Here is a 17,753-nt window from a genome sequence, read left to right as displayed (position 1 = left end):
GGCCGCAACAGCGGCCCCATGGGGTGCGGTGCGCGCCGGGCGGATGCCTGCACGCGCACTGCCGTCTGACATCAGGCCTTGACGTGGGCCTTGATGTAGTCGATGGCGGCCTGCACGGTGCTGATCTTCTCGGCTTCTTCGTCCGGGATTTCGCACTCGAATTCTTCTTCCAGCGCCATCACCAGCTCGACGGTGTCCAGCGAGTCAGCGCCCAGGTCATCGACGAACGATGCGCTGGTGGTGACTTCTTCTTCCTTGACGCCAAGCTGTTCGACGACGATTTTCTTGACGCGTTCTTCGATGGTGCTCATGGGATCTCGCTCCAGATGGAGTTGTGGTTCAAAAGTGGTCGCCATCAAGGGCGATGGCCGTGGGATAGTGTAGTGGAAACCGGCGCGCCCTTGCATTGCAGCAAAAATCCACGCAGATCAACCACTTGCGGCGCAATCCGTGCGCCCCTTGCTTACGGCATGTACATGCCGCCGTTCACATGGAGGGTTTCGCCGGTGATGTAGCCGGCAGCCGGGCTGGCCAGGAAGGCCACCGCATGGGCGATGTCTTCCGGCGAACCCAGGCGTTCGAGGGCGATGTCGTTGATCAGCGCGGTGCGCGCTTCTTCCGGCAGTGCCTTGGTCATGTCGGTGTCGATGAAGCCCGGCGCGACCACGTTGACGGTGACGCCACGCGAGCCGATCTCCTTGGCCAGCGACTTGCTGAAGCCGATGATGCCGGCCTTGGCGGCCGCGTAGTTGGCCTGGCCGGCATTGCCGGTCACGCCCACCACCGAGGCGATGTTGATGATGCGGCCCTTGCGTGCCTTCATCATGCCGCGCATGACCGCCTTGCTGGTGCGGAACACGCTGGTCAGGTTGGTGTCGATGATCGAGGCCCAGTCATCGTCCTTCATGCGCATCAGCAGATTGTCGCGGGTGATGCCGGCGTTGTTGACCAGGATCGAGATCGGGCCGAATTCCTTGGCGATGCCATCCAGCACGCTGTCCAGTGCGGCGGCATCGGTGACGTTCAGTGCGCGGCCGTGACCCCCATGGGCCGCCAGGCGCTCGCCGATCGCAGCAGCGCCGGACTCGGTGGTGGCGGTGCCGATGACGGTGGCGCCCTGGGCGGCCAGCAGATCGGCAATGGCGGCACCGATGCCACGGCTGGCGCCGGTGACCAGTGCGATTTCACCCTGCAGGGGCTTGCTCATGATGGTTTCCTCAGACGGGGGCAGCCGCCCCACCCGCGCCGCGTGCAGCGGCCACTGGCAGGGTCGGCAGGAACAGGGGCGATCAGGCCGACCATGCCTCGCGGGCGCTTTCAAAGTCGCCCGGGGTCGCCAGCGAACGGCCGTCGATGGCCTTGTCGATGCGCTTGACCAGGCCGGTCAGCACCTTGCCCGGGCCACATTCGGCAACCTGGGTGATGCCACGGGCGGCCAGGGCCTGCACGCAACCGGTCCACTGCACCGGCTGGTACAGCTGCTGGACCAGCGCGGTGCGGATGGCATCCACGCCGTCGTGCACCTGGGCATCGACGTTCTGTACCACCGGCAGCTGCGGAGCCTGCCAGGACAGCCCGGCCATCACTTCGGCCAGACGGTTGGCGGCCTCGCGCATCAACGGGGTATGCGAGGGCACGCTGACGGCCAGCTTCACTGCCTTGCGCACGCCCTTTTCGGCCAGCAACGCCAGCGCGCGGTCGACTGCTGCCGCATCGCCACCGATCACGATCTGGCCGGGCGAGTTGAAGTTGGCCGGTACCACCACCTGGCTGCCCGCTGCTTCGGCGCAGACGTCCAGCACCAGCTGGTCTTCGGCGCCGAGCACGGCGGCCATGGCGCCCACGCCGGCCGGAGCCGCGTCCTGCATCAGCTGGCCGCGCAGGCGCACCAGGTGCGCACCGTCATGCAGGCTCAGCGCGCCAGCGGCGACCAGCGCCGTGTACTCGCCCAGGCTGTGGCCGGCCAGCACCGACGGGCGCGGACCACCCACGGCATTCCAGGCGCGCCACACGCCGATGCTCGCCGCCAGCAGGGCCGGCTGCGTGTATTCGGTACGGTTGAGCATTTCCTCCGGGCCACCCTGGGACAGCGCCCACAGGTCGACGCCGGCACCATCGGATGCCTCGGTGAAGGCCTCACGCACCTGCGGGTGCAGCTCGGCCAGCTCGGCCACCATGCCCACAGACTGCGAGCCCTGGCCGGGGAAGACAAAAGCGAGGGTGGATACGGTCACGCGGTCATCCGCTTGTTGCAATCGAAGCGGGCCATGATAAGGGTGAATCCGCCGTGTCGTCTGTACGTGCGCGTATGCAGGGCGTATGGAGCGCGCCAGCAATGCCGGGCCGGCGAACGGTTGCGGCAGCGCCAAGCCATGCCCGGTGAACGGCTCCGGTAGCGCCGGGCCATGCCCGGCGGATGCAATCAGCAGAACAACTGCAGAATGTCCAGTTCGCCATCGGCAAAGAAGTCCATGCACAGCCCGACCACCATCAGCACCCCCATGGTGGTGGCGCCGTGCGCGATGAAGATCGAATGGGCCAGCGTGCGCGCCGAGCGTCCGAGCTTCATGCAGACCCGGGCCAGGCGCTGCAGGCGGCCGCTCACAGCGTGCACGTGCTCGCGTACCGGCGCCTGCACGGTGCCGATCGCCTCGGCCATCATCGCCTGCAGGCAGTCAGGCCGGTCGGCGTAGTACTTGGCCACGCCATAGCCGAACATCAGCCAGTCGCGCGCCTGGGCTTCGGCCAGATCCATCACTTCCAGCGGATCTTCCTCGAAGTCGATGAAACCGACCCGCTCGCCATCCCAGGTGAGGTTGCGCGGCAGCGGCTGGCCGAAATAGGCGCCACGGCTGTGTGCTTCGGCAAGTGCCCGCATTGCGGCCATCACCAGCCGGTCCCGCCCGGCGTCGTCGGCCTCGCGCAGGCAGGTGTTGAACGAGCTGCCGTTGTCCCCGATCACCAGCGCGGCATGGCCGCTGCCGATCACGTCGGGCACGTTCACCCCTTGTGCCTGCAGTTCGCCCAGGCGGCGGGCCTCGACCTCGCGTGCGGCGTCTCCGCCCCGGTGCGGCGGCGGGCGCAGCGCGTCCAGCTGGAACCGGCGGGCGACGAAATTGAGCAGGCCCAGGGCCATGGCTCGGCTTCCCTTGCCGTACTGCTTCAGCCAGGCGCGCTGCCCGTCGATGACGATGGGCTCAACCATGACAGGACCTCCTTAAACGCGTTACGGCCCCGGAGGGCCGCAACGACAGACTTCACGTTGTCGTAACTTGCACTATCAATAGCGCAACAGGGCCGAACCCCACGTGAAGCCGCCACCAAAGGCTTCCAGCAGCAGCAGCTGACCGCGCTCGACGCGGCCCGAGCGGACCGCAGCGTCCAGCGCCAGCGGCACCGAGCCGGACGAGGTGTTGCCATGCTGATCGACGGTGACTACGACCTGGTCCATCGACATTTCCAGCCGCTTGGCGGTGGCTTCGATGATGCGCAGGTTGGCCTGGTGCGGGATCAGCCAGTCCAGGTCCGACTTGTCCAGACCATTGGCAGCCAGGGTCTCGTCCACGACCGAGTCCAGCGCCTTGACGGCGTACTTGAACACGTCGTTGCCCTTCATGTTGATGGTGCCGCCGCCATTGGCGCCGTCCTTGAAACCGGCCGAAACGCCGACCGGATTCCACAGCAGTTCCTTCTTGCTGCCATCAGAGTGCAGATGCGTGCTGAGGATGCCGGTTTCCTCGTCGGCCTTGAGCACGACGGCGCCAGCACCATCACCGAACAGCACGCAGGTGGTGCGGTCGTTCCAGTCGACGATGCGGGTCAGGGTTTCCGCGCCGATCACCAGCACGTGCCTGCAGTCGCCGGAACGGATGAACTTGTCGGCCACGCTCAGCGCGAACACGAAGCCCGAGCAGGCCGCGTTGACGTCGAAGGCGGGGCAACCGGCCACACCGAGCTTGGCCTGGATGAGGCACGCGGTGGACGGGAAAATCAGATCAGGCGTGGTCGTGCCGACCACGATCATGTCGAGCTGGGAAGCGTCGATGCCCGCCGCTTCAAGCGCACGCAGCGCAGCCTGGTAGCCGAGATCGCTGGTGGTCTCGCCTTCGGCCGCAATGTGCCGCTCACGAATACCGGTGCGCGTCTGGATCCACTCGTCCGAGGTTTCGACCATTTTTTCCAGGTCGGCGTTGGTCAGGACTTTTTCCGGCAAATAGCTGCCGGTGCCCGCGATCCTCGAGTAGATCCGCTTGCTCATCATGTTTCCTGTTGCGCGGGCCGCCGATCACCGGCACGCCCGGGGAAAGAAGGCAAAGGCCGCTGCCCGTCGGGCAGCGGCCTTCCCGGCACATCAATCTTCTTCGACGGCCGAGGTCTTGGTCTGGATGACCTTCTTGCCACGGTAGAAACCGTCGGCAGTGATGTGGTGACGCAGATGCACTTCACCGGTGGTCGGGTCGGTCGACAGCTGCTTGGCGCTCAGGGCGTCATGCGAACGACGCTGGCCGCGACGGGACGGGGTAACACGGGATTTCTGGACAGCCATGGGATTGCTCCAAACTCGGTTCGTTTTGCTTCGTCGTTTCGTCGCACAGGACGCCAGCGCCCAGCACACTTTTCGCTTTCGCCGCAGCCGCCGACGACAACCGGCTGCTATTGTTTCTTCAACGCCGCCAACGCCGCGAACGGGTTGGCCTTCTTCGTTTCTTCTTCGCTCGGTGCCCAGTCCTTGTCGACTGCTTCACCGTCGGGTGACAGCGGTACCACCGGCACCGCCAGCACCAGTTCGTCCTCGACCAGGTCCAGCGGACGCAGCTGGCCATCTTCCGGCACCAGCAACGCCTCGTACTCCTCCGGCAGGGACGATTCCTCGTCCTCGTCGCGGATCAGGCCAAGCCTCTGGGTCACCTTCACCGGCAACAGGAATCGCTGCATGCTGCGCTGACAGGTCAGCGGCAGCGCGGTGTCGATGGTCAGTTCCACATAGGATACCCGCAAGACGTCGTCGCGACCGAACTCAAGCGAGTACACGCACTCGCCGTCGGTATCTGCGACCAACCCCTGCAGGCGGGTCAATTCAGTCAGGGACACCTGACCGTCGAAGCGCCTTCGCGCTACAACCATCCGCCAGGCATCCAGCGTTTCGGGCACGTTCGCGGACATAAGCCGCTGAATACTAAGGATCCGGGCGGCAGCTGTCAAATGCCCGCCACATGAGGCTTGCCGCTGGCGGTCAGGCCGGGCCAGACTGCCGCACCCTGCCCCGGTATTGTTGCATGACCCTGGTCCTGGCCTCCACCTCCCGCTACCGCCGCGAACTGCTGCAGCGGCTGGCCCTGCCCTTCGACTGCGCGCGCCCGCAGGTGGATGAAACGCCGTTGAACGGCGAAGCCCCGCTGGATCTGGCGGTACGGCTGGCCGCGGCCAAGGCGGCCGATGTGGCCGCCCACCACCCGGGCGCCTGGGTGATCGGCTCGGACCAGGTCGCCGATCTGGAAGGCCGGCCGCTGGGCAAGCCAGGCACGGTCGATGCCGCCTGTGCGCAGTTGGCGGCCATGGCCGGACGCACCGTACGCTTCCACACCGCCCTCAATCTCACGCGGGACGGAGAATCGTTTGCAGCGCTGGATCTGACCGAAGTGCGCTTCCGTCATCTTGATGCCGCGGAAATCGCCCGTTATGTCGCTGCCGAGCAGCCCCTTGACTGTGCCGGCAGCTTCAAATGCGAAGGACTGGGCATCAGCCTGTTCGAAGCCATCGACAGCCGCGATCCCACCGCGCTGGTCGGCCTGCCCCTGATCGCCCTGTGCAGCCTGCTGCGCAGGGCCGGATTCCGGGTGCCCTGAGCCCCGGGGTAGCGCCTTCAGCGCTTCTCCACCACGAACGGCTGCTCCTGCCATGCTTCCACGCTGCCGTCGTGGCCGTACAGGCGCAGGCCCAGCCAGTGCTTGCCCGGTGCCAGCACGGAGGTATCGAGGCTGGCATCGAAGCCCACGGCCGGATGCTGCGGATCGGTGCTGTCCGGCCAGGCCGGGCGCAGGTCGAACTCGCGACCGTAGCGTGCATCGCCGATCGAGCGGCCATCGACCAGCACCTCCACGCGCGCCAGGCCGACGCCGTCCTTGAAGGCCCAGCCCCGGATCGCCAGCGTGCCGGACACCTTCTCGCCATTGGACGGCGCATCCAGCCACGCCATCGCCGGCGTCACGCAGGGCCCCGGCGCGCGCTGCGCCGGCAGGCGGAACAGCAGGAAGCGCTGGAAGCCGTGGTCACTGCTGACAATCCGTGGTGCCGGCAGCGGCCCCACCTGTTCGCAGACCGCGTGATAGCGGTCCAGCAGCTCGCGGTACCGCTGGTCGCTGGGTGACAGCACCAGCAGCATGGGCGCGGTGCGCTCACCGGCATGCACCAGGTTCCACTGCGCCAGCTGCGCCGTGCGGCCATGCTTGTCGTTGAGCGGGTGCGGCAACACTTCGATATCGCCATCGCCCAGCTGGAAGCCCAGCTCGGCCCCCACCTTGAAGTTGCCGGCCAGGACACGCGTGCCTTCCGGCATCTGCTGCAGTTCCTCGCGGACCGCCGTGGCCAACGGCTCCCAGCCGGCGAAATTGCGCGGGTAGTACTTGCTGCCGGCCATCTGCTCGCGCAGTGCCGGCGTGGATGCCATCAGGTAGTAGCCGAACGCCAGCACCATGCCCAGCCCTGCCAGCCACCACCCTGTCCTGCGCAGCCAGCGCGGCCATCCATTGAGCACCACCGGTACCGCGACCAGCAGCGCCAGGTAGCCCGGCAGCGGCCAGTGGAAACTGATGCGCTCGACATCGGTGAAGAACCCCAGCAGGAAGATGCCCAGCGTCGATACGCCGCCCACCAGCCCGAAGTAGCGCCACTGCACGCGCGCACCACCACCGCTGCGCGTGCCGGCCAGCGCCACCTTCCACATCGCGATGCACAGGATGGGGGTGACCAGCATCGGCTGGATCACCAGGAACCACAGCCCACCCCACTCGAACGCCCAGGGATGGCGCTCGACCACCTGGAACTTCAGCCCGGCATCGTGGTTGTCCGCATTCCACGCCAGCAACGGCAACCAGGCCAGTACACCGATGGCCAGCGCGACCCAGACCCGCGGATCGGCCAGCATGCGCCGGCCCTGCGGCAACGCCAGCAACGCGATGAAGCCGACGCCGATCACGCCGATGAAGCGATAGTGGCTGAGCGCACCGATCAGCAGGCCCAACGCCAGCTTCATCGCCGATGATGCGTCCACGTTGTGCAGCAGGCGCGCACCCGCGTGCAGGCACAGCACGGCCGCCAGCGCCATGGGGACGTCCGGCACCGCCAGCAGACCCAGTGTGGCCGACAGTGGCATCAGCAGAGTAAGGCTGCCTGCCTGCCAACCGGCCACCGCACCGAACCAGCGCGTGGCGATGCGCGAAACCAGCCAGGGCAGCAACGCACCGATCGCCAGGAACGGCAGGCGCAGGGCCAGCACGTGATGACCGCCGATCTCCACGCCCAGCCGCGCCATCCACGCGGTCAGGCCCGGCAGATCGGAATAGGCCGCCGCCAGGTGCTGGCCTTCCTGCCAGTAGAACGCTTCATCGACGAACAGTGGCAGGCGCGCGGCCACCACCAGCTTGGCCGCTGTGACCAGCGTCCATAACCAGAGAAAAATCGTCCGTGCGCGCTGTTCGCCCTGCATTGCTCTATGGATAATCGAAGAGATTCCAGATCAGAGACGATCATGCCAGCTTCGTCCCCCAGTCCCAGCATGCTAACCGATCAACTGCGCCAGTCCCTGCGGGAGGCCCAGGATCAGGTCAACGCGCTGGTGCTGGGCAAGGTTCCGGAAGTGCGGCTCGCCTTCGTCGCTCTGCTGTCCGGTGGACATCTGCTGATCGAGGACCTGCCCGGCCTCGGCAAGACCACGCTGGCCCACGCGCTGGCCAGCAGTCTGGGCCTGGGCTTCCAGCGCGTGCAGTTCACCTCGGACCTGTTGCCGGCCGATGTGCTTGGCGTATCGGTGTATGAGGCAGGCAGTCGCCAGTTCCAGTTCCATCCCGGCCCGGTGTTCACCCATGTGCTGCTGGCCGATGAAATCAACCGCGCGCCACCACGCACGCAGAGCGCGCTGCTGGAGGCCATGGCCGAACAGCAGGTGACACTGGATGGACAGACGCATGCGCTGCCGGACCCCTTCTTCGTGATCGCCACCCAGAATCCGGTGGACCTGTCGGGCACGTTCCCCTTGCCCGACTCGCAGCTGGACCGTTTCCTGCTGCGGCTGGCGATGGGCTATCCCAGCCCGCAGGCCGAGCGCGAGCTGCTGCGCGGCACCGATCGCCGCGACCTGATCGCACGTGCGATGCCGAAACTGGACGAAGTGCAGGTGCGGGCATTGCGTGAGGCCGTAGGCCAGGTCCACGCCAGCGACGCGCTGGTCGACTACGTGCAGGCCCTGCTGACCCGCAGCCGCCAGCATGCAGGCGTGCGCGTAGGGCTGTCGCCTCGTGCCGGCCTGGCGCTGCTGCGTGCAGCCCGGGCGCATGCGCTGCTGCTCGGCCGCAGCCATGTCATTCCCGAAGACGTGCAGACGCTGTTCGTGGCGGTGGCGGGGCATCGACTGGTGGCCGAAGCCGAGTCCAGCTCCGGGCCTGCGCTGGCACGCGCGATCCTGCAGACCGTCACGGTGGACTGAGCGTGGCCTCGCGCTGGGCGCGGCTGCAGCTGCTGGCACGCCCGCGTGCGCCGGAAGCACTGCCGCAGCGGTTGAACCGCCACCGCATCTACGTGCTGCCGACGCGCTTCGGCCTGTTCGTCGCCACGCTGCTGTCGGCGATGCTGCTGGGTGCGCTGAACTACAACAACAACCCCGCGTTGCTGCTGGCGTTGCTGCTGGCGGCGGCGGCAATAGCCAGCGCCATTGCCGCGCACCTGCAGTTGTCGGGCGTGCAGATCGATGCGATCTCCGCCGAGCCGGTGCCTGCCGGCCAGCCGCTGCGGCTGCGCGTGGACCTGTCGCTGCGTGATCCGCGGCCACGACAGGGGCTGCACCTGCAACTGGGCGACAGCCAGGCCTGGACCTCGCTGCCGGCACAAGGGCGCGGCGAAGTGGAGCTGGACGTCCCCAGCGAGCGTCGCGGCTGGCGGGAGCTGTCGCGCATCCGCCTGTCCATCACGCAACCGCTGGGCCTGGTCCGTGCGTGGTCGTGGGTGTGGCCGGAACAGCCATTGCTGGTGTATCCCGTGGCCGAAGCGGTGGCCCCCGCGCTGCCCGAACGCGGCAACGATCCATTGCACACCCGCGCGCACGCCAGCGGCGAAGAGCTGCACCAGCTGCGCCCCTACCGCGCCGGAGACGCCCCCCGCAGCATTGCCTGGAAGCACTCCGCGCGCCGCGACAGCCTGCTGGTCCGTGAGTACGAAAAGCCGGTCGGCATCGAGGTCGTGCTGGACTGGCACACGCTGGCGCCACTGCCGACCGAAGCGCGCATCGCACGCTTGGCGCGCTGGATCGACATGGCCGAACGCGGCGGTCGCCGCTACACCCTGCTGCTGCCCTCGCATCCGCCACTGGGGCCGGGACAGGGCGCCAGCCATCACCATCTCTGCCTGCGCGCGTTGGCGCTGATGCCGCATGACTGACGCCGCGCCCACGCTCGACCGCAACGCCCGCACCTGGACCCTGGCCAGCGCTGCGCTTGCGCTGCTGCCGTTGCTGCTGCAGTTGCCGCCGATGCTCGCCACGGTGATCGCGCTGGCTGCGCTGATGACGGCCGCGCTGTCGTGGCGACGCGTGTTGCCGATGCCGGTGCGCCTGCTGCTCGTGCTGGGCATGCTGGCCGCCATCGTCTGGCAGATGGGCCTGGTCCGCCCCGGACGCGATACCGGCTGCGCACTGCTCGCCGCGATGCTTGCAATCAAGTCCAGCGAGCTGCGCAGCCTGCGCGATGCACGCAGCCTGCTGGGCTTTGCGCTGTTCTCGCCATTCGCCGCCTTCCTGCTGGACCAGGGCCCGCTGACCACGCTGCTGGCGGCGCTGGCCGGCCTTTGTGCACTGCTGGCTCTGCAGCGCCTGGCACAGGGCGAGGGCCACGCCGACGCTTTGCCGTTGCGCGGCCAGCTGAAGGACGTCGGCCGGCTGCTGGCGCTGGGCCTGCCACTGGCGCTGGCGTCGTTCTGGCTGTTTCCGCGTCTGTCCACGCCGCTGTGGGGCGTACCCGAACGCGCGGTCAGTACGCCGGGCCTGTCCGACAGCATGGAGCCGGGGCAGTGGCTGGACCTGATGGCCGACGACACACCTGCGCTGCGGGTGCAGTTCTTCGGCGCCGTACCCGAGCCGGACCAGCGCTACTGGCGAGGACCGGTGTTGACCGACTTCGATGGCCGACGATGGACCCGTGACCGTGCCCGCACGCAGCGCCCACCCGCGATCGTCGATGCCGGTGCGCGCGGCTGGGACTACCAGATCGACTACGAACCGACCGACCGCCGCCAGCTGGTGGCACTGGATCTGCCCACCCGTGCGCCGGAAGGCAGCACGCTGGATGCGGACATGAGCCTGCTCAGCGACCGCACGCTGTCGGCGCTGAGCCGGTGGCGCCTGCACTCGGCGCCGCCGCAGCACTTCGACAGCGCGCTCCCCCCCTACCTGCGACGCGCAGCGCTGCAGTTGCCGGCCGGCTTCAATCCACGCACCGCCACCCTCGCCCGGCAGTGGCGGCAGGAGGCGGGCAGCAACGATGAGGCCGTGGTACGTCGCGCACTGCAGTGGATCACCACCGATTTCTCCTACACGCTGGACACGCCCGTGGCCGGCCGCGACCCCATCGATGAATTCCTGTTCGGCTACAAGGCAGGCTTCTGCGAGCACTTCAGCTCGGCCTTCGTGGTGCTGATGCGCAACGCAGGCATTCCGGCCCGCGTGGTGACCGGCTTCGCCGGCGGCACGCGCAACCGGGTGGGCGACTACTGGGTTGTGCGGCGGATGGATGCCCACGCCTGGGCCGAGGTCTGGCTGCCGCAACGGGGCTGGGTGCGGGTCGATCCAACGGCGGCCGTCGCCCCCGAACGCATCCTGGATACCCTCGACGATCGCCTGCTGGCAGACGCCGGCAATCCGCTGCAGCAGCGCTGGCTGCAGCTGGGTCAGATGGGCGACTGGCTGCGCCGTGGCTGGAACGACCTGGTGCTGTCCTTCGATGCGCGCCGCCAGCAGCAGCTGTTCAAGCCCCTGGGTCTGGACGACATCGCGCCGGGACAGTTGCTGTCAGGCTTCGTGATGGCCGCGTTGGCAGCCGTGCTGTGGATGGCATGGCTGCTGGCCCGGGGCGAGCGCGAACGCGACCCGCTGCTGCGCGCCTGGCACCGCCTGGGCCGGCGCTACGCCCGGCTCGGCCTGGCCCGCGAACCGCACGAGCCGGCACTGCTCTGGGCCCGTCGCGTCCATGCGTGCCGGCCCGATCCGGCCCTGCTGGCACTCAGCCAGCGTTTCGCCGACGCGCGCTACGCTGGAACTTGCACCGACCTCGCTTCATTATTGCGGGACCTGCGCAGGCATCGCCCGACTTCCGGAGCCTCCCCATGAACACCAAGTTCCTTCTCACCGCTGTGGCCACGCTGGCCCTGTCGGCCTGCGCCACGGCCCCAAAGCCGCTGCAGGGACAGTTCAGCATGGTCTCCCCCCGCGACTCGGTCGCCACCCAGCAGGTCGGCACGCCCGTGCGCTGGGGCGGCCGCATCATCGAAACCAAGCCCGGCCAGGGCGAGACCTGTTTCCAGATGATCTCGCGCCCGCTCAACGCCTCCGGCCGCCCGAACACCACCTCGTTCGATGCCAGCGACGGCCGCTTCATCGCCTGCCGCTCCGGCTTCTACGATCCGGCGGTGTTTGAGCCTGGCCGTGACGTGACCTTCATCGGCAAGATCGATGGTTACCAGAACACCCGCATCGGCGAGTACGACTATCGCCTGCCGAAGCTGTCGGCCGATGTGATCTACCTGTGGCCGGAGCAGCGACAGGTCGACGTCGTGCCCTACCCCTATGGCCCCTGGGGCCCGGGCCCGTATGGCCCGTACTGGGGCTACGGCCGCTGGGGCTGGTGGTAACACCCCTCCGGTACGCATGACGCAGAAGGCCGCCCACCGGGCGGCCTTCTGCTTGCACGGCATCGCACCGGCGGGCGCTTACTTCCCGGGCGCACCGAAATGGCCCAGCGGCGCGCCGGCCAGCAGGTGCATGTGGATGTGGAACACGGTCTGCCCTGCATCCTCGCGGCAGTTCATCACGATGCGGTAGCCCTGCTCGGCAAAGCCCTCGCGGCGCGCATACTCGGCCGCCGCCAGGGCCAGCTTGCCGATCAGGTGCGCCTGCGAAGGCTGCAGGTCGTCCAGGGTCGGAATGATTTCATTCTTCGGAATGAACAGCACGTGCACCGGCGCCTGCGGCGCGATGTCCTTGAAGCCCAGCACGTCCTCGTCTTCATAGACGATGGTGGCCGGAATCTCGCGACGGATGATCCTGCTGAAAAGGGTTTCGTTGCTCATGGTCGGCCTCGGCGGAAACGTCGCCTGCATTGTAGGCAACCCCGCCCTTCAAAGGGCCAGGCCATCAATCGCGGAATTCGCTGCGGGTGCCGAACGCGTGCGACAGCGTGCCGCGATCCACGTATTCCAGTTCGCCCCCCAGCGGCAGCCCCTGCGCCAACCGGCTCGGCCGGACTTGGCGGGACCGCGCCAGCTGCGCCAGATAATGCGCGGTGGCCTCTCCCTCGACGGTGGCGCTGGTGGCGATGATCAGCTCCTGCACTTCGCCTTCGCCAAGGCGCTGCTCCAGCTGCTCCAGGCCCAGGTCGCGCGGACCGATGCCGTCGAGCGGCGACAGACGCCCCTGCAGCACGAAGTAGACACCCCGGAAGCCGGTGGCATTCTCGATGGCAAGGCGGTCGGCGGGCGATTCCACCACGCACAGCTGGCTGCGCTCGCGGCTGCCGTTGGCGCAGGTCGGGCACAGTTCGGTTTCACTGAAATCGCGGCACTGCGCGCAGTGGCCGATGCGCTCTACGGCCAGCGCCAACACCTCGGCCAGGCGCTGGCCGCCGTCGCGTTCGCGTTCCAGCAGGTGGTAGGCCATGCGCTGCGCGGTCTTCTGGCCCACGCCAGGCAGCACCCGCAGCGCATCGATCAATTGTTCAAGCAGGGGTGCGGACACGGCAGCTTCTGGCCTTATGGGTGTGCGCGGCACCCGGCAAGGCGGGCACCGCGCCGACGATCAGAACGGCAGCTTCATGCCCGGCGGAAGCTGCATGCCGGCGGTAGCCGAGCCCATCTTCGACTTCGATTCGGCATCGATCTTGTTGGAGGCATCGTTGAACGCCGCGGCGATCAGGTCTTCCAGCATCTCCGGGTCACTGGCCAGCGACGGGTCGATGCGCACCTTGCGGCACTCCTTGGCACCGGTCAGCGTCACGCTGACCATGCCACCGCCGGCACTGCCGGTCACTTCGATCCTGGCGATTTCTTCCTGGGCCTTCTGCAGGTTCTCCTGCATCTTCTGGGCCTGCTGCATCAGTTGGGCGATGTTGCCGCGCATAGTGTCTTACTCGTCAAAAGAACGGATGGAATCGGAAACGATCCGGGCGCCGTGTTGCTGGATCAGCACCTGCACTTCCGGATCGTCCATGAAAACAGCCTCTGCCACCTGTTGCCGCTCGCCGCGCTGGCGATCGGCGCGCTGGTGCAGGGTCTCGGCCGGAACGTGTTCGGTTTCCACGGTCTCGACCACGATCTTCAGCGCGTGCCCCAAGGCCTTTTCCAGCATTTCGCCAAGAGCGGCCAGCGCGCGTTCCGAGCGCAGGTACTCAAATCCGGGCGAAAGCCCCAGTTTCAAGGTCCCCTGCCGGCAGGAGATGAAGGCGGCATTGGCCGCAAGCTGCCGTGAAGGCCCGCTCAGGCCGCTGTTGGCGACCAGGTCCAGCCAGTCTTCCGCCGTCGCCAGCTCGCCGATGTCAGCCCGCGCGCCCGTCTCCGCCGACGCGACGGGCGCAGGTGGAGCGATGACGATGCCCTCGGAACGGAACGGACGCTCGGGCGCGGCTGATGCAGCGACCGGAGGCGACGGCTCATGCCAGGGCGCGACCATGGCCGCGTCCGGCGTGGCGACATCCGCAGCCAGTGCCTGGTCGCGGGCCTCGGCCTCGTCCGTGGCCCACGGCGGAAGATCATCGACGGCCACCGGCACCGGGATGCCGTCGGCCTTGACCGGCGGTGGCGACACCGGTTCTTCAACCGGAACCGGCTTCGGCTCAGGCGTCGGATCAGGTTCGGGTTCAGGCGCCGGCTCGGGCTCCGGGTCGGGTTCGCGTGGGGCGGCCTGCGCAGGCACGCGGGCCGGGATCGCGGCAGCGGCGGCCACCGGGGCCATTTCCTGGCTGCCAGCACCCGCCCCACCACCGGGCATCGCCCCCCCGGCGGCACCGCCGGCGGCATCCACCGAACGCGGCACCGGCGGCACCGACGCTGCCGGGCGGAACGCCAGCATGCGCAGCACGGCCATTTCAAAGCCCGCGCGCGGGCTCGGCGCCAGCGACAGGTCGCGACGGCCGTTCAGGGCCATCTGATACCAGAGCTGCACCACCTCCGGACGCAGCCGCCCGGCGAATGCTGCCGCATCCAGGCCTTCAGCCGCAGCGGCAACACCCGGTACCAGCTGCTGCACCTGGATGCGATGCAGGCCTTCGGCCAAGGCCTCCAGCACGCCACTCCAGTCCGGCGAGAATTCCGCCAGTGCCGCCACCACCTGCAACAGGCGCGAACCGTCACCTTCGGCGAGGGCATCGAGCATCGCTGCCACCTGGGTGCGATCGACGGTCCCCAGCATGGTGCGCACCACATCGTCGCGCAGCGCACCACCGGCGTAGGCGATGGCCTGGTCCAGCAGCGACAGACCGTCGCGCAGACTGCCGTCGGCGGCCTTGGCCAGCTGCACGATGGCACTGCCGTCGGCTTCGATCTCCTCGGCCGCAAGGATGCGGGTCATCTGCCCCTGGATCTGGTCCTCATCCAGGCGCTTGAGGTTGAACTGCAGGCAGCGGCTGAGCACGGTGACTGGCAGCTTCTGCGGATCGGTGGTGGCCAGCAGGAACTTGACGTGCTCCGGCGGCTCTTCCAGCGTCTTCAGCAGCGCGTTGAACGCCGCCTTCGAGAGCATGTGCACTTCGTCGATCAGGTAGACCTTGTACTTGCCGCGCGAGGGCATGTACTGCGCGTTCTCGATCACCTCGCGGACGTCATCCACGCCGGTATTGGACGCGGCGTCGATCTCCAGCAGGTCGATGTAACGACCGGCATCGATGTCCAGGCAGGCCGGGCACTGGCCGCACGGATCGGCACTGGTGCCCTGCTCGCAGTTCAGCGACTTGGCGAAGATGCGCGCGATGGTGGTCTTGCCCACACCGCGGGTACCGGTGAACAGGAACGCGTGGTGGACCCGGCCACTGTCCAGCGCATTGCTGAGCGCACGGACCACGTGTTCCTGGCCCACCAGCTCGGCAAAACGCTTCGGACGCCACTTGCGGGCAAGGACGAGATAGGACATCAGGCCACCGTCTTCCATCGGATGCTCCATTGTGCCACGCCTGTCCATCCCCCTCCGCCTGCGAGGCGCCCTGAATGGGTGCTTGTGTCCTGCCACGCCGCCCGCTAGAATCTGCGCCCCTGCTGAGGTGTTTGCCGATGGCAGGGATTCGGAGAGGTGTCCGAGTGGTTGAAGGAGCACGCCTGGAAAGTGTGTAAGCGTCTAAACCGCGCTTCGGGGGTTCGAATCCCCCTCTCTCCGCCAGACTCTGCAAACCCCTGAGAAATCAGGGGTTTTGCTTTTCTGGGCCCAGCAAGGGGCAGGACACAAATCGGGACACATCCCGATGAGAGTTCCCCATCACTTGATCAAGACGCCAGCGGGGTTTTCGTTCCGTCAGCGCGTGCCTGTCGATCTCCAGCCTCTCCTGGGCTGCCGAATTCTCAAGCGAAGCCTTCGAACGCGCGAAATGCGCAGCGCCCAGGCTTGCGCCCTGGTCCTGGCCGCCCGCTATGCTGAGGTCTTCAGCGCCATCAGGAAGAACGGCATGGGCGAGAAGACGGCAGAGCAATGGCTCCAGGAGCTTCGGGGACAACGGCTCCAGGACTACACCCTCGAACGAGACGCCAATGGCACCCTGCGTATCCAAGCGGAGCCAGGCGAAGACACCGAGGCGCTGACTCGCGCCATCGAGAGCATCGGACGGGTCAATCCCGCGTTCTTCGGCGCGGCAGCCGCCCCGGTAGTTTCTTCCAAGCCCCAACCCAGCAAAGTCCTGTCGCTGATGGAAGCGCGCGATCTTTGGCTCAAAGCCATTGCGCCAGACACCATTCCCAAGACCTACAGCATCAAGAAGTCGGCCATTGATGGGTTCGTGCGCACGACCGGCCCTGACTACCCTTTGCCCAGCATCAATCGGATCGACCTGTCGAACTTCTATCAGTCGCTCGCCGACGCTGGCATCTCAACCCCGACCCGGGTGAACAAACAGTCCTACTTGGGCGGCTTCTTCGACTGGTTGATTGCCGCTGGCTACTACACAGACAGCAATCCGGCCCGAAGCCATGTCTCATACGGCAATAGCGCCAAGCGTAAGCGGCGCAAGCTGGGCTTCAAGGCCTTCGACCTGAAGCAGATCAGCCTCCTCTTTGCTCCATCGGCCTTTGCCACCTTGTCACCTGCCGCGCGCTGGGCAGCGTTATTGGGCCTGTATACGGGCGCCCGTGCCTCTGAAGTTGGGCAGCTGCTGGTGAGCGATGTGCAAACGGAGGGAGGCGTGGCCTACATCCATATTAATGACGACGGCGAGCACCAGCGCCTCAAGAGCGAGGCCAGCATCCGGACTGTCCCGATCCACGCCGACCTGATTGCCCTGGGCTTCGGCGACTATGTTGCAAGCCTGCCCACCTCAAGCCGCCTCTTCCCCCAGGCGAAGGCCAATGCCGTCAATGGCGCGGGGAACTGGATATCCAAGGCCTTTACCCGCCACCTCGCTGAGCACGGAAAGACTTGGCCCAAGGCCAAGCGCGGTTTCCATTCCCTGCGTAAGACGGTTATCCAGCAGATGCAGGGCTTCGGTGTCGCCTCAGAAATGCGCGCCCAGATCGTCGGCCACGAGCTTGATGATGAACATCATCCTGTCTACAGCCGGGAATTCACCCCTGCAGAAAAGCTCAATGGGCTGATCACCCCTGAATTCAAGACAGCAGGGCTCTCATCTTTGAGCTTCAATCTTGAGCTCGCTGCACTGAAGAAGTTGCTGGGATAGCTTATCTCCGCGCCAGGAATTACATGGAACGTCTAGGAGTATCTCTAACGGGCCAACATTGGCACTGACAAACGCCACAACTATTGCGATCAACGCAAATGGTGGTTTTATGAAAGCTCCCTCAACTGTTAGGAGCTTCATATGCCGTTAGAAAGAAAATTGGCTATCGCTAGCCGAGTGCTGTGCCCATTGATCGCACAAGACCGAACCCGAGACACTCAAGAGCGGATCGAAGACATCATCCATGCTCTCGAAATCGCCGACGAATTGATCAACCGATGCATACACCCTAAGCCTCCTGCTGACGACCACACTCTAAAACCTGCCGTTAGGGTCAGAGAAGCTGTGGTAGAACGCGACGAGGTGCAGCTGAGCGACATGATCTCAGAGCGCCGTGGCGCGGTGTCC

General features: G+C 66.7%; 18 protein-coding genes and 1 tRNA gene. 7 read left to right on the top strand and 12 right to left on the bottom strand.

The genetic code is table 11. The annotated features are described in order from the left end of the window. Positions 1-71: 71 nt before the first annotated feature. The 7 genes from acpP to ACZLIF_RS04695 all read right to left on the bottom strand — a co-directional run bounded on the left by acpP (position 72) and on the right by ACZLIF_RS04695 (position 5,163). Positions 72-311, bottom strand: coding sequence for an acyl carrier protein (gene acpP / locus ACZLIF_RS04725; RefSeq protein ID WP_053519101.1), 240 nt, complete (start codon positions 309-311; stop codon positions 72-74). Positions 312-463: 152 nt separating this feature from the next. Then, complete coding sequence (gene fabG / locus ACZLIF_RS04720) at positions 464-1,207, bottom strand: 3-oxoacyl-ACP reductase FabG (RefSeq protein ID WP_053519099.1); 744 nt, start codon at positions 1,205-1,207, stop codon at positions 464-466. A gap of 82 nt (positions 1,208-1,289) precedes the next feature. Next, complete coding sequence (gene fabD / locus ACZLIF_RS04715) at positions 1,290-2,234, bottom strand: ACP S-malonyltransferase (protein ID WP_053519097.1); 945 nt, start codon at positions 2,232-2,234, stop codon at positions 1,290-1,292. Between the two features lie 188 nt (positions 2,235-2,422). Further along, positions 2,423-3,205, bottom strand: coding sequence for a BUD32 family EKC/KEOPS complex subunit (locus tag ACZLIF_RS04710; protein WP_065182460.1), 783 nt, complete (start codon positions 3,203-3,205; stop codon positions 2,423-2,425). A gap of 75 nt (positions 3,206-3,280) precedes the next feature. Beyond that, positions 3,281-4,258, bottom strand: coding sequence for a beta-ketoacyl-ACP synthase III (locus ACZLIF_RS04705; RefSeq protein WP_053519093.1), 978 nt, complete (start codon positions 4,256-4,258; stop codon positions 3,281-3,283). A 93-nt stretch (positions 4,259-4,351) separates the two neighbouring features. Beyond that, entirely contained in the window at positions 4,352-4,546 is a 195-nt protein-coding gene (gene rpmF / locus ACZLIF_RS04700) for a 50S ribosomal protein L32 (protein WP_005408308.1), read from the bottom strand. A 107-nt stretch (positions 4,547-4,653) separates the two neighbouring features. Further along, positions 4,654-5,163 carry a YceD family protein gene (locus ACZLIF_RS04695; protein WP_128989823.1) on the bottom strand — a complete coding sequence of 170 codons (510 nt, stop codon included), beginning with the start codon at positions 5,161-5,163 and terminating at the stop codon, positions 4,654-4,656. 113 nt (positions 5,164-5,276) lie between these two features. Here ACZLIF_RS04695 and ACZLIF_RS04690 point away from each other — a divergent pair, with 113 nt between their 5' ends. Continuing rightward, positions 5,277-5,846: a Maf family protein gene (locus ACZLIF_RS04690; RefSeq protein ID WP_128989825.1), complete on the top strand. Its 570-nt coding sequence runs from the start codon at positions 5,277-5,279 to the stop codon at positions 5,844-5,846. A 17-nt stretch (positions 5,847-5,863) separates the two neighbouring features. Here the strand turns inward: ACZLIF_RS04690 and ACZLIF_RS04685 are convergent, their stop codons facing one another. Continuing rightward, entirely contained in the window at positions 5,864-7,705 is a 1,842-nt protein-coding gene (locus ACZLIF_RS04685; protein ID WP_053519089.1) for a glycosyltransferase family 39 protein, read from the bottom strand. Positions 7,706-7,747: 42 nt separating this feature from the next. Between ACZLIF_RS04685 and ACZLIF_RS04680 the strand changes: the two genes are divergently transcribed. From ACZLIF_RS04680 to ACZLIF_RS04665, 4 genes are read left to right on the top strand one after another with little or no spacing between them, the layout of a single operon-like run. Beyond that, positions 7,748-8,701 carry an AAA family ATPase gene (locus ACZLIF_RS04680; RefSeq protein WP_065175954.1) on the top strand — a complete coding sequence of 318 codons (954 nt, stop codon included), beginning with the start codon at positions 7,748-7,750 and terminating at the stop codon, positions 8,699-8,701. A 2-nt stretch (positions 8,702-8,703) separates the two neighbouring features. Next, complete coding sequence (locus ACZLIF_RS04675; RefSeq protein WP_128989827.1) at positions 8,704-9,648, top strand: DUF58 domain-containing protein; 945 nt, start codon at positions 8,704-8,706, stop codon at positions 9,646-9,648. Beyond that, positions 9,641-11,590 (top strand): transglutaminase TgpA family protein, encoded by a 1,950-nt coding sequence (locus tag ACZLIF_RS04670; protein WP_128989829.1) that lies wholly within the window; start codon positions 9,641-9,643, stop codon positions 11,588-11,590. The genes ACZLIF_RS04675 and ACZLIF_RS04670 overlap by 8 nt, the downstream gene beginning before the upstream one ends. Beyond that, complete coding sequence (locus ACZLIF_RS04665; RefSeq protein ID WP_128989831.1) at positions 11,587-12,111, top strand: Slp family lipoprotein; 525 nt, start codon at positions 11,587-11,589, stop codon at positions 12,109-12,111. The genes ACZLIF_RS04670 and ACZLIF_RS04665 overlap by 4 nt, the downstream gene beginning before the upstream one ends. 78 nt (positions 12,112-12,189) lie before the next feature. Here the strand turns inward: ACZLIF_RS04665 and ACZLIF_RS04660 are convergent, their stop codons facing one another. From ACZLIF_RS04660 to dnaX, 4 genes are all read right to left on the bottom strand, one after another. Further along, positions 12,190-12,549 (bottom strand): histidine triad nucleotide-binding protein, encoded by a 360-nt coding sequence (locus ACZLIF_RS04660; protein WP_128989833.1) that lies wholly within the window; start codon positions 12,547-12,549, stop codon positions 12,190-12,192. A gap of 64 nt (positions 12,550-12,613) precedes the next feature. Beyond that, positions 12,614-13,213 (bottom strand): recombination mediator RecR, encoded by a 600-nt coding sequence (gene recR / locus ACZLIF_RS04655; protein ID WP_128989835.1) that lies wholly within the window; start codon positions 13,211-13,213, stop codon positions 12,614-12,616. A gap of 60 nt (positions 13,214-13,273) precedes the next feature. Continuing rightward, positions 13,274-13,594, bottom strand: a complete 321-nt coding sequence (locus tag ACZLIF_RS04650; RefSeq protein WP_010483846.1) for a YbaB/EbfC family nucleoid-associated protein — start codon at positions 13,592-13,594, stop codon at positions 13,274-13,276. A gap of 6 nt (positions 13,595-13,600) precedes the next feature. Further along, the gene (dnaX, locus tag ACZLIF_RS04645; protein ID WP_128989837.1) at positions 13,601-15,616 is read right to left on the bottom strand and encodes a DNA polymerase III subunit gamma/tau; all 2,016 of its coding nucleotides are present in this window, start codon (positions 15,614-15,616) and stop codon (positions 13,601-13,603) included. A 132-nt stretch (positions 15,617-15,748) separates the two neighbouring features. On the opposite strand from dnaX, the gene ACZLIF_RS04640 reads away from it, so the two are divergent. Both ACZLIF_RS04640 and ACZLIF_RS04635 read left to right on the top strand, forming a co-directional pair. Beyond that, positions 15,749-15,841: transfer RNA gene (locus tag ACZLIF_RS04640), tRNA-Ser, on the top strand. A gap of 82 nt (positions 15,842-15,923) precedes the next feature. Continuing rightward, positions 15,924-17,345, top strand: a complete 1,422-nt coding sequence (locus ACZLIF_RS04635) for a DUF6538 domain-containing protein (protein WP_231522228.1) — start codon at positions 15,924-15,926, stop codon at positions 17,343-17,345. Positions 17,346-17,753 lie beyond the last annotated feature (408 nt).

This window comes from Stenotrophomonas sp. 2201_Sma, assembly GCF_056486685.1.
This window is presented reverse-complemented; position numbering and strand designations above follow the sequence as displayed.

Bases quoted from the DNA above. Each gene is read 5' to 3' on its own strand.
- acpP (WP_053519101.1), bottom strand. From the start codon at position 311: ATGAGCACCATCGAAGAACGCGTCAAGAAAATCGTCGTCGAACAGCTT.
- fabG (WP_053519099.1), bottom strand. From the start codon at position 1,207: ATGAGCAAGCCCCTGCAGGGTGAAATCGCACTGGTCACCGGCGCCAGC.
- ACZLIF_RS04710 (WP_065182460.1), bottom strand. From the start codon at position 3,205: ATGGTTGAGCCCATCGTCATCGACGGGCAGCGCGCCTGGCTGAAGCAG.
- ACZLIF_RS04705 (WP_053519093.1), bottom strand. From the start codon at position 4,258: ATGAGCAAGCGGATCTACTCGAGGATCGCGGGCACCGGCAGCTATTTG.
- rpmF (WP_005408308.1), bottom strand. From the start codon at position 4,546: ATGGCTGTCCAGAAATCCCGTGTTACCCCGTCCCGTCGCGGCCAGCGT.
- ACZLIF_RS04695 (WP_128989823.1), bottom strand. From the start codon at position 5,163: ATGTCCGCGAACGTGCCCGAAACGCTGGATGCCTGGCGGATGGTTGTA.
- ACZLIF_RS04690 (WP_128989825.1), top strand. From the start codon at position 5,277: ATGACCCTGGTCCTGGCCTCCACCTCCCGCTACCGCCGCGAACTGCTG.
- ACZLIF_RS04685 (WP_053519089.1), bottom strand. From the start codon at position 7,705: ATGCAGGGCGAACAGCGCGCACGGACGATTTTTCTCTGGTTATGGACG.
- ACZLIF_RS04680 (WP_065175954.1), top strand. From the start codon at position 7,748: ATGCCAGCTTCGTCCCCCAGTCCCAGCATGCTAACCGATCAACTGCGC.
- ACZLIF_RS04670 (WP_128989829.1), top strand. From the start codon at position 9,641: ATGACTGACGCCGCGCCCACGCTCGACCGCAACGCCCGCACCTGGACC.
- ACZLIF_RS04665 (WP_128989831.1), top strand. From the start codon at position 11,587: ATGAACACCAAGTTCCTTCTCACCGCTGTGGCCACGCTGGCCCTGTCG.
- ACZLIF_RS04660 (WP_128989833.1), bottom strand. From the start codon at position 12,549: ATGAGCAACGAAACCCTTTTCAGCAGGATCATCCGTCGCGAGATTCCG.
- ACZLIF_RS04650 (WP_010483846.1), bottom strand. From the start codon at position 13,594: ATGCGCGGCAACATCGCCCAACTGATGCAGCAGGCCCAGAAGATGCAG.
- dnaX (WP_128989837.1), bottom strand. From the start codon at position 15,616: ATGGAAGACGGTGGCCTGATGTCCTATCTCGTCCTTGCCCGCAAGTGG.
- ACZLIF_RS04635 (WP_231522228.1), top strand. From the start codon at position 15,924: ATGAGAGTTCCCCATCACTTGATCAAGACGCCAGCGGGGTTTTCGTTC.